Source organism: Streptomyces hokutonensis, assembly GCF_000376565.1.
Classification (GTDB): Bacteria; Actinomycetota; Actinomycetes; order Streptomycetales; family Streptomycetaceae; genus Streptomyces; species Streptomyces hokutonensis.
In genome coordinates this window covers 1-4051 of the sequence record NZ_BARG01000153.1, presented here as the reverse complement: position 1 = coordinate 4051, position 4051 = coordinate 1, and the positions used below count along the sequence as shown (strand labels likewise).

The window sequence follows — 4051 nt, the reverse complement described above, 5'->3', positions numbered from 1 at the left end:
CGGGGGGACTGATGATCGCGCGGCCGGCAGGCCGATACCGAGGACGGCTGGACGACCGGGGCGGGGTCACGGTGTTCGTGGCCGTGTGTGTCGTCGCGCTGATCGGCATCATCGGTATCTGCGTCGACGGCGGCAGCACGATGCGCGCCACCGAGCGCGCCGACTACATCGCCGGTGAGGCCGCCCGGGCCGGCGGGCAGGCCATCGACCCGGCCAAGGCCATCACCGGCACGGCGGTCGTCGTCGATCCGCAGGACGCGCAGGCCGCCGCCCAGGCCTATCTCCGCTCGGCCGGCGCCACCGGCACGGTCAGTGTGTCCGGGGACGGCAAGACGCTCACCGTCACCGTCACCGGCTCGTATGCCACGAAGTTCCTGCCCGTGGTCGGGATTGGCTCTCTCGCGGTGACCGGCCACGGCGAAGCGACTCTCCTGCACGGCGTCACCGCACCCGAAGGGAACTGAATGCGCACTCCCCACTCCCCCGCCGCAGTCCGGTCCCTCCCGGCCCGGATCGTCACCGCGGCGGGCAGTCTGCTGGTCCTGGCCGGCGCCGTCGCCGGGCTGCCGCTGCTGCTGGCCCGGGTGACCCCCGTCCTGTGGGCTTCGGGCCGCGACGACCTCACGCACCTGCTGGACCGGCAGGACACCGGCGGGGCGTTCCTGCTGCTGCTCGTCGCCGTGGGATGGATGGGGTGGGCGCAGTTCACGTTCTGCGCCGTACGGGAGTTGAGCGCGCAACTTGGCGGCCGGTCCTGGCACGCTCCGCGGGGGCTGGGTGCCTCGCAGCGCGCCGCGGCCGTCCTGATCGGCGGGATCCTGGTGCTGCTGCCCACCGGTTCCGCGCTGGCCACCCCCGCCCAGGCCGCCCCCAGCGCCACCGCCGTCCAACTGTCGGGTCAGGTACGCGCGGAGAGCGCCGGCGCGGACCGCACGGCATCGTCCGCCGACCGCGTGCAGGACGAGACGTACACGGTGCGGGAGGTGCGGCCGGCGGAGAGCCTGTGGAGCATCGCCGAGAAGGAACTCGGCGACGGCGAGCGGTGGCGGGAGATCGCCGACCTCAACGCGGGCCGCACCATGACCGGCGGCGAGGTCTTCCGCGCCAACAGCTTCCTCCAGCCCGGCTGGCAGCTCAGGATGCCCCATGCCGCCGCCGGTGCAGGAGGCCCCCGCACGCAGTTGGGCGACGACACCCCGGCTGCCGCCGACGGCAGTGAGCACATCGTCACGGTGCACGCGGGCGACTACCTGTCGAGGATCGCCCAGGAGGAGCTCGGCGACGGCGACGAGTGGCCGAAGCTGTACGAGGCCAGCCGGGGCAAGCCGCAGCCGGACGGACTGCCCGCCATCACCGACCCGGATAGGGTCTTCCCGGGGCAGCAGGTGACCGTGCCCGGCGTCCAGGCCGACCAGCACACCCCACGCGACAGAGACGACGGTGAGAAGGCGGGCGGCCAGGAGGCCACTCCCCCGGCCGCCCAAACGCCCGACGGTCAGAAGCCGGGCGGTGCTGCGGGGGATGAGCAGGCTCCGACGCCGGGAACCACCACGGCGCCCGCGCCAGAGTCCACGCCCTCCAGCATCCCGAGCAGCCGTCCCGCCGAGCACCCCGGCCAGGAACAGTCTCCTTCCGCGACGCCCAGGCCCAGCACGAGCTCGGCTCCCTCGGTTGCCTCTCCGTCGGCGTCGTCCGAGGCGTCGAGCTCCGCTGCCTCCTCCCCCGCCGCTACGGCGTCCGCGCCGCCGGTGTCGAATCCGCCGGGCAGTCCGCTGAACCTGCGCACCGTGCTCGGCGCCGGCGCGCTGCTGGCGGCCGCCGTCACCGGCGCTCTGGCACTGCGCAGGACGCTGCAGCGCCGCCGCCGCAAACCGGGCGAGACGATCGCCATCGCGCCGGAACCGTCGCCGGCCGAGGCGCAGTTGGCGGCGGCCGCCGAACTCGGCGGCGCTGCCCGTCTGGACGTGGCCCTGCGCACGATGGCCCACCGGGCGGCCGAGGAGGGGGACGATGTGGTCCTGCCGGCGCTGCGGGCCGCGCGGATCGGTGCGCGCGCGGTGGAGGTGCTGCCCGAGGACCTCGCCCAGGAGCCGCCGGCGCCCTTCACCTCCGGGAAGGCCGGCTGGTGGGTCCTGCCCGCCGACGCCGATCTCCTCGACGAGGAGACGGCCCACCAGGTGCCGGCCCCGTATCCCGGGCTGGCCACGATCGGCAGCACCGAAGCGGGCGACCTGATCCTGCTCAACCTCGCCCGTGTCTCCGCCGTGCTCCTGGACGGCAACCCGGTCCACATCACCGAGGTGTGCATCTCCCTCGCCCTGGAACTCGGGATGAGCCCGTGGGCGAGCGACGTCGAGGTTGTCACCGTGGGGTTCGGCGAGGACCTGCCGGGGCTGCTGCCCACCGCGCGGATCGCGCACATGCGCCACGCCACGCACGCGCTGCGCGATCTGAGCGAGCGGCTGCTGGAAGCACACCAGCTGCCCGAGACCAGTCACCAGCCCTACCTGCTACTGTGCTCGGCGGCGTTGGACACGGACACGGCCTGGGAGTTCGCCGAGGTCATCGACAAGGCCGCAACGGTGCCCGTCACCCTGATCGCGCCGGCGAGTGCGGCGGCAGCGCACTTCCCCGAAGCGGAGATCCTCAACTCCTCGCTCAGCACACCGCAGCCCCTCGACTTCGTCGGTGCCGACATCACCGTGCAACGCCTGGAGCACGCCGCCTACCAGCAGATCACCAACGCGCTGACCTTGTCAGCCCAGTCAGCCCACCCGGCCGAGGGGCCCTGGCAGGACGTACCGGACGAGCCCGACAGCGCGGCGCCGCCCAAGCAGACCACGCCGGCAGAGCCCCCGGCCACGCCCGCGTCCGACGCCGCCCCCACGAGCCCCCCGGTATCGCCGGCGGCGGACGGCGACGGCGTCTTCCCGGCCCTGCTCGCCGCCACGACCGACCCGTCCGGACTCCGGCTGCTGCCCACCGCTGCACCGCCACAGGCCGAGACCAACACCCCGACCGCCGACTCGCCGACGCCGCCCGCCGCGCAGATCCCAGAGAGTGACGGCCGGGGCGGCGGTGCCGAAGCCCCTGTACCGGAGGCCCAGGGGAAGCACGAATCCCCTGACCTGCACGCGCCGGAGATCCGGGTCCTGGGCCCGATCCACGTGACCGGCGTAGACCACACCGGCCACGGCCCGCGCATGGCCCAGCTCGCCGCGCTGCTGTACTTCCGGCCCGGCCGCGGCGCGAACATCCTGTGCTCCGACATGGATCCCGCCAGCCCCTGGTCGCCGGCCACCCTCAACGCCCGGATGCAGGGCCTGCGCAGCTGTCTGGGCAACGACCCCGACGGCAACCCCTACGTACCGCGCCGCAAGGCCGCCGACGACCCCTACCGGCTCTCCCCCGCAGTGGGCTGCGACTGGACCCGCTTCCTCCACCTCGCCGAACGCGCACTGCCGCTGGGACCCTCCGGCCTCCCCGATCTGGAGCGGGCGCTCGCCCTGGTGCAGGGCCGGCCGTTCGGCGGCAGGCCCCTGCCGTGGGCCGAGCCCCACCAGCAGGAAATGATCACGCGGATCGTCGACGTGGCACACACCATCGCCACCTACCGCACCCCCGCCGGCCCGCACCACGATCTCAGCGCGGCCCGCCAGGCCGTCGCGACCGGCCTCGACGCCGACGACACGGCGGAACTGCTGTACCGGGACTGGCTCCGCATCGAGCACACGGCCGGCAACCGTCAGGGGCTGCACACCGCCATCGCCCGTGTCCAGCAGGTCAACCGGGCACTGGACTGCTCACTGGAGCCGGAGACGGAGCAGCTCATCAACGACCTCCTCGATATACCGCACTCCCCCGGGTCACGGCAGCAATGACCACGACCCGACCAGCACCACCGCACTCGTCGCCGGCCTCCATACCCACACCCATCCCGCCCACCGGGCCCGAGCCGGAACCGGCAACGGGACCGAACGAGGATGCACCTCACACTGACGTCCTGCCACCAGGGCGGCACTGTGTCCCGGCCGTTCTCAGCCGCACCCAG

Annotated in this window: 2 protein-coding genes; both read left to right on the top strand. The window is 73.6% G+C overall.

The window, feature by feature from the left end; genetic code table 11:
- Window positions 1-11: 11 nt before the first annotated feature.
- Window positions 12-464: a pilus assembly protein TadG-related protein gene (locus tag SSP08S_RS54380; RefSeq protein WP_019076025.1), complete on the top strand. Its 453-nt coding sequence runs from the start codon at window positions 12-14 to the stop codon at window positions 462-464.
- The gene (locus SSP08S_RS54375; RefSeq protein WP_019076024.1) at window positions 465-3881 is read left to right on the top strand and encodes a LysM peptidoglycan-binding domain-containing protein; all 3417 of its coding nucleotides are present in this window, start codon (window positions 465-467) and stop codon (window positions 3879-3881) included.
- Window positions 3882-4051 lie beyond the last annotated feature (170 nt).